Here is a 6,342-nt window from a genome sequence, read left to right on the forward strand (position 1 = left end):
AAGCAGTATTTTTCAAAGAAATATATAATAATTTCAATAGAGTAATTTTTTGGTTAGATGGCGTCTACTAATTATTTTATATCCTATTAAGTTTTATATATTTAATCACCATATGTGACAGTTAATTCTGTCACCTTTTTCTATAATACATTAATTATTACATGTTTCTATTTTCTAACCAATTTTTCACAGGCAAGAGATATGGCACCTATATCATAAAGAAAAAATAACTGTCACTGATTTGGCTAAACGCTATAACAAAACTTATCCGAGCGAAATGCTACATGTTAACAACCTTTATTTAAAAACAAAATACGTGAGAATATTTATTCGTTGGTATTGATGATTATTCATATGAGCTCTATGCGGGCATTTACTCCCATAAATCCCAATTTAATGCAGCACAATTTTTACAAAATAATTTTGTTAGCCCAATACCCACATTGAATGCCCCTTATCCTGGATACAGACATGAACCAGTAAAGCGCAGTTGAGCACCTATTTGTTAAAACGAGTAATAAGCAAAAATTGACTAAACCAGCCTACCCACAAACACATGAGAAGGTAGAAAAGATGATACGAACTTTGAATTGAGGTATAGCATAATCAACAAATATATCAAAAAGCTGTATTGGTGGCATAAAACGTGCTTGGTTACTCCTAATCTGCTTTATGAGGCTATGGAGTACAAAATATCAAGTTTCAAACAGGAAGATAAGCCGTATTTTACAACAATAAACAGACAATGTTAAATATGGTTTTATAAATCTATTTTGACTGAGCTATTAAAATTACCCCAGCAGAAACTGGGGATTAATCAATGAACGATTTATTGCTTATAGGAAGATAGAAAGTGAGCAAATCTCCCAATAGCCTCTTCAAGTTGGCCGGAATGAGGCAAAGCAACAATTCTAACGTGATCCGGTTTATGCCAATTAAAGCCGGTTCCTTGTACAAGTAATACTTTTTCTTGTAACAAAAAATCTAATACAAGTTTTTGGTCGTTATGGATGTTGAATTTTTTCTGATCTAATTTTGGAAATAGATACAAGGCACCTTGTGGTTTAGTACATGAAACACCGGGGATTTCATTAAGTAAACGCCATGCCAACATACATTGATCATATAAGCGACCTCCAGGAACAATAAATTCATTGATGCTTTGGTAGCCTCCTAGCGCTCCTTGAATAGCATGTTGTAATGGCACATTGGCACATAAACGCATTGAAGCTAGCATATTTAAGCCTTCAATATAGCCTTTTACATGGTTTTTGGGGCCACAAAGCGCCATCCAGCCTTGCCTAAAACCAGCAACTCGATAAGTTTTTGATAGGCCACACATGGTAATGACAAATAAATCGGGTGCCAATGCGGCAATTGAATAATGCACTGCATCATCATATAAAATTTTATCGTAAATCTCATCAGCGAAGATGATTAGATTATTTTGACGAGCGATTTCAGCGATCTCAAGTAATACTTCTTTACTATAAACAGCGCCTGTCGGGTTGTTAGGATTAATAATTACTATTCCTTTAGTGTTTGGAGTTATTTTCCGTTTAATATCTTCAATATCAGGTGACCAATTTGCTTCTTCATCGCAAAGATAGTGCACAGCGCTCCCTCCAGACAAACTAATAGCCGCTGTCCATAATGGGTAATCGGGCATAGGTACAAGTACTTCATCACCACTATTTAGTAAAGCCTGCATGGATTGAACGATTAATTCTGATACACCATTACCGATGTAAATATCTTCAACATCTAAACTATTAATTCCGCGAGCTTGATAATACTGCATGATTGCTTTACGGGCAGAATAAAGGCCTTTAGAATCGGAATATCCTTGTGAGGAAGGTAAGTTTCTAATCACATCAATTAATAATTCATCAGGCGCAGCAAAACCGAAAGGCGCTGGGTTACCAATGTTGAGTTTCAGGATAGTTTGACCTTCTTCTTCCAGTCGTTTTGCATGCTCTAGAATTGGACCACGGATATCGTAACAAACATGATCCAATTTTGTGGATTTTGAGAAATTTACCATAAGTTGCTCTTTTTAGTTCTTGTGTTGATATTTTTACTGAAAAAAACAATCTACTCCTATTTCGATAATTTTTGAAGATGCTATTATAGTTAGCTCAATAAATATTATTTAATTGTCTATTTTTTATGCGGGGGAGTGTTATGAAAACCATTTTAACGGTAATTGGTAAAGATCAAACAGGTATTATTGCTGGTATTAGCCAAAAGTTATATGAATTAGATATGAATATTTTAGATGTCAGCCAAACTATCATGGATGAGTATTTTACGATGATTATGTTACTTGACCTATCTAAAATTAATGTGTCATTTGATGAAGTAAAAACTGTGTTGATGCAAACAGGTGAAAATCTAAAAGTTAAAGTTAATCTTCAAAGAGAAGAAATTTTTGATGCTATGCATCGTTTATAATATTAATTCTATATTTTAATAAAAGGATAATACTAATGGAAACAAAACAGATCCTCGAAACCATTAAAATGATTGAGGAAGAAAAACTTGATATCCGCACAATAACCATGGGTATTTCTCTTCTTGATTGTATAGATAGTGATGGTGAAAAAGCACGCCAAAAGATTTATAACAAAATTACACATCTGGCAAAAGATCTTGTTAAAGTAGGTGATCAGATTACTTCAGAATTCGGTATTCCAATAATCAATAAGCGTATTTCTGTTACGCCAATATCTTTAATTGCCGGTGCTAGTGATGATAAAGATTATGTAGCGTTTGCTAAAACTTTGGACGAAGCGGCCAAAGCAGTTGGTGTTAACTTTATTGGTGGATTTTCAGCACTGGTACAAAAAGGTTACCATAAAGGGGATGAAATTTTAATTAAATCAATTCCCCAAGCACTTGCACAGACTGAACGAGTTTGCTCTTCGGTAAATGTTGGCTCTACACAAACGGGGATCAACATGGATGCAGTAAAGCAAATGGGAAATGTCATCAAAGAAGCCGCGCAGTTAACAGCTGATAATAGTAGCATGGCCTGTGCTAAGTTAGTTGTGTTTGCTAATGCGGTTGAAGATAATCCATTTATGGCAGGTGCCTTTCATGGCGTAGGGGAAGCTGATTGCGTCATTAACGTTGGTGTCAGTGGTCCTGGTGTAGTTAAGCGAGCACTTGAAAAAGTCAAAGGTCAGCCATTTGATGTTGTAGCTGAGACTATCAAAAAAACTGCATTTAAAATTACTCGTATGGGGCAACTAGTTGGTAAAGAGGCTTCTGAACGTTTAGGCGTTAAATTTGGTATTGTCGATTTATCGTTAGCTCCAACCCCAGCAATTGGTGATTCGGTTGCACACATTTTAGAAGAAATGGGATTAGAAGCAGTTGGTACACACGGTACAACTGCAGCACTAGCTATGCTAAACGATGCGGTTAAAAAAGGTGGAGTAATGGCTTGTGGCCATGTTGGCGGATTAAGCGGTGCATTTATCCCTGTTTCGGAAGATGCAGGTATGATTGATGCTGTAAATAACGGTGCACTTAATCTTGAAAAACTAGAAGCAATGACCTGTGTTTGTTCTGTTGGACTGGATATGATTGCAATTCCAGGCGATACGCCAGCTGAAACTATTTCGGCGATCATTGCAGATGAGGCTGCAATAGGGGTGATTAACCACAAAACAACAGCGGTGCGAATTATTCCAGCCGAGGGATTAAAAGTAGGAGATAACATTGAATTTGGTGGTTTACTTGGCCATGCTCCCGTTATGTCAGTAAACAAATTTAGTTCATGTGATTTTATTAATCGAGGTGGAAGAATTCCCGCTCCAATTCATTCATTTAAAAACTAATATATTTATTTTAAATGAATATTTTCCCTTACTCCGTCTACAGCAAGGTAGGCGGATTATCGCTATAAATAATGAATATTCCTTATTTCATGAATTGGTGGCTTTTATTCGGGTATCTATTATCAAGGCTGCTTTTCTTGCCATAATAATTTTAAGTATATAATTTTTAATTATATAGTATTTGTACTTAAGTATATACCTAAAAGATGTGGTTTAAGATGTGGTTTAAAATGTACCTTACTGATACTTAATGGGCAATAAAATAGACTTTAAGGCTTGTTATTACTGGGTTTGGTGTGCTTTGCAGGGTTTAAAAGAATGTTGCTGTTTATTGATTTGGTGCGTGGGCGGGACTTGAAAAGCACTGTTTAAATCCTTTTTCATAAAGTATTGTGTTTGTTTCTTCTGTTTGTTGTACCCCCATTTGTACCCCCAAAAGAAAAAGTGCCCCCAAAAATTAGGTATTTTAATCTTGCCAAATTGAAAGGTTAAAAATTGGTTTTAGAATTTTGACGGTGTAAAAATTTATCTAGGTGAGCGGTATCCGTTAATTATGTTTTAGATTTTTTATACCTCCCCCCCCCATAAAAATAAAATTTTATAAAAAAGTGTTCACGGTGTTCACTACTTGCTTGAAGCCTTATTATAAAAGGGTTTGAGCGGTGAACACTTAATGATTTACTATTCACAAGTGTACACTTTAGGTGTTCACTCAATAAAAAACCGCCAATTAGGGCGGTCTCTATTTTATATTTTATTGGCTCAATTTGAGCTACTAGTTAGGCTCTTCAGCTTTTGGTATCCAATCTTTGTCAGAATTTGTGTGCAAGTGTACACTACAATTTAACTGAATAGCTCTTTTTTAAAGATGTTTACTATTTGGTCTTCAACATCTTCAAAGCCTTTATTTAAAAAGTCCTTTTTAGCGGTAGAGCGCTTAAACTTCATGGGATGGTTTGGGTCAGCAACATACGCGGCATAAGCGGCAGTATAGCCAACTCGCCCAGTTATACGGGTACCATTTACGACTACTTCTCTATACTGCGAATTAACTAAGTTAGATGTGTCGATTGGGGTGTAAAGCGCTGCTTGGTTAGCTCCAACAATTATTGAAGCATGCATCGCTTTAACTGCTTTATTTTTGATTATGTTGTTTACGGTGTTATCTAAACCTTTTATGCATCCTCTAACACCTTTTACTTTTATTGCCATTCTTAGTCACCAGTAGTTAATGTAGGTTATTTTATTCTTGTGCAAATCCCTTCTAATTTAGTTCTAAGGTTAATAATGTTAGTGTCATTATCTATATTTTTAATATCTATTGTTGTTATGTATTTAAATGTGTCTTTATCAATTGCCTTTATAGTATTCACAATATGAGTTTTATAAGCATCAGATATTTCATCTTCAGTTGAGTCAATTTTACTTAAATCAATAAGAGTATTTTCTATCTCTTTGTTTATTTGGTATAATTCATTATTAATTATTCTAAATGTCCTTAGATCCTCCAAAGATGACACAGGATCACCCAAGTCTTCATTAGCTCCGACATTGTGTTTTTGATACTGGTTATCTATACAGCGCCAATCACCTACAAGATACTCTTTTGTAATCTTATCTTCACCACAGCCGAATAAAGCAAGGCTAACTAAACTAATTATCAAGATTCTTTTCATACCATCAACTCTTTTAAAATTTTAATTAATGGTATGAAAATTCGCCTATAAAATCAACGACGATTTAGTAGCCCTCCCGGTCTTTGTTCTTTCATAATCTGCGCACGAATAGCTTGTTCAATGTTTTTAGCTAGTTGCTGTCCGTCTTGTTCTGACATGCCACCGCCACCATCAATGTTAATCGGCATATTAATATTAAGGTTGATATTTGAGCCACCTTTACCATTAGATGTAATTTGGCGATTGCTTAATACTCGCCCATTTTCTCCTGGTATTAAATATTGCTTTCCGCCTGCTACCAAGATTTCTGGCTTTCCACCCTCACCAACTCGATACATAGAGTTAGCGTCTACTGGACCGCCGTTTTTACGAGCACCTGCTATACCCAACGCTTTCATTGAACCGATAGCTGTTGCATACGATGTTGCGCCTGTAGTTGCTGCTGCGCCCTGCGTGGCAATAGATGCATACATGGCAGCAGGTTGATATGCTGCTGCTAATAACGTAGCCTCAGCCACTTGCGCCGCCGTTGTTGATGCCGAGGTTGTTTTAGCAACAATTGCGTTCTTGACGTATTGCATACCCATTTGAACAAGTGACCCGATAGCCTCGTTCAAAATCACATTAGCAAAGTTCTGCATTGCCTGCGTTGCTGTCATCGTACCTGACGCTAAGCCTGATATTGTACTTGTTGCGCTACTTGCTAATCCCTCAAGAGATGACGCTAAAAACTCGTTAGCATCACTCTGATTTCGCCAAATTTCCCATTGTGCATTGATACGATTTTGTTCGTACTGATGATTAGCCGCTTCACGCAATGC

The 6,342-nt window shown here is 36.2% G+C and carries 5 protein-coding genes and 1 pseudogene; 2 read left to right on the forward strand and 4 right to left on the reverse strand.

Annotated elements, in window-relative coordinates:
* Nucleotides 1–829: 829 nt before the first annotated feature.
* On the reverse strand, nucleotides 830–2,044 hold the full coding sequence (locus tag J6569_RS10875; RefSeq protein ID WP_065560431.1) for a pyridoxal phosphate-dependent aminotransferase: 1,215 nt from the start codon (nucleotides 2,042–2,044) through the stop codon (nucleotides 830–832).
* Nucleotides 2,045–2,184: 140 nt separating this feature from the next.
* On the opposite strand from J6569_RS10875, the gene J6569_RS10880 reads away from it, so the two are divergent.
* Together J6569_RS10880 and J6569_RS10885 are read left to right on the forward strand one after the other, a co-directional pair.
* Entirely contained in the window at nucleotides 2,185–2,454 is a 270-nt protein-coding gene (locus tag J6569_RS10880) for an ACT domain-containing protein (protein WP_296318447.1), read from the forward strand.
* A 35-nt stretch (nucleotides 2,455–2,489) separates the two neighbouring features.
* On the forward strand, nucleotides 2,490–3,845 hold the full coding sequence (locus J6569_RS10885; RefSeq protein ID WP_174798959.1) for a PFL family protein: 1,356 nt from the start codon (nucleotides 2,490–2,492) through the stop codon (nucleotides 3,843–3,845).
* Between the two features lie 843 nt (nucleotides 3,846–4,688).
* Here the strand turns inward: J6569_RS10885 and J6569_RS10890 are convergent.
* The 3 genes and pseudogenes from J6569_RS10890 to J6569_RS10900 all read right to left on the reverse strand — a co-directional run.
* Nucleotides 4,689–5,057 (reverse strand): hypothetical protein, encoded by a 369-nt coding sequence (locus J6569_RS10890; protein ID WP_296318449.1) that lies wholly within the window; start codon nucleotides 5,055–5,057, stop codon nucleotides 4,689–4,691.
* A gap of 26 nt (nucleotides 5,058–5,083) precedes the next feature.
* Nucleotides 5,084–5,521, reverse strand: coding sequence for a hypothetical protein (locus tag J6569_RS10895; RefSeq protein ID WP_296318451.1), 438 nt, complete (start codon nucleotides 5,519–5,521; stop codon nucleotides 5,084–5,086).
* A gap of 53 nt (nucleotides 5,522–5,574) precedes the next feature.
* Nucleotides 5,575–6,342, reverse strand: a pseudogene (locus J6569_RS10900) (hypothetical protein); the annotation flags it as partial.

Origin of the sequence: Gilliamella sp. (assembly GCF_024104075.1) — a bacterium.
GTDB classification, from domain to species: Bacteria; Pseudomonadota; Gammaproteobacteria; order Enterobacterales; family Orbaceae; genus Gilliamella; species Gilliamella bombi.